2 rRNA genes are annotated in these 366 nt (G+C 54.4%); both read left to right on the top strand.

The features are described 5' to 3' along the window. Nucleotides 1–97, top strand: a 23S ribosomal RNA gene (locus J0A68_RS22525); the annotation flags it as partial. 142 nt (nucleotides 98–239) lie between these two features. Further along, nucleotides 240–351: ribosomal RNA gene (gene rrf, locus J0A68_RS22520) — 5S ribosomal RNA — on the top strand. Nucleotides 352–366 lie beyond the last annotated feature (15 nt).

The raw sequence follows: 366 nt of genomic DNA, 5'->3' as shown, positions 1-366 counted from the left end.
ATATAGGGCCGTCAGAGACGATGACGTCGATAGGCCGCAGGTGTAAAGCCAGTGATGGCATAGCCGAGCGGTACTAATTGCCCGAAAGCTTGCCTACCGTTTGTTACAGTTTCTACCAGATATGTTATCCCGATAGCTATCGGGAGCTGGATGTCCGATGTCGGGTGACCGATGAAAGGCCCAGCGGAACCATAAGATATTAGGTGCAGACTGATCACCGATCACTGCATACTTACAGATTAGGCGGCCTAGCGCAGGGGTCCCACCTCTTCCCATCCCGAACAGAGAAGTTAAGCCCTGCAGCGCCGATGGTACTGGGGTTACACCCGGGAGAGTAGGTCGCCGCCACATTATTCAGCCCCTTGG

Origin of the sequence: Algoriphagus oliviformis (assembly GCF_017254915.1) — a bacterium.
In the GTDB taxonomy this organism is placed as follows: Bacteria; Bacteroidota; Bacteroidia; order Cytophagales; family Cyclobacteriaceae; genus Algoriphagus; species Algoriphagus oliviformis.
This window is presented reverse-complemented; position numbering and strand designations above follow the sequence as displayed.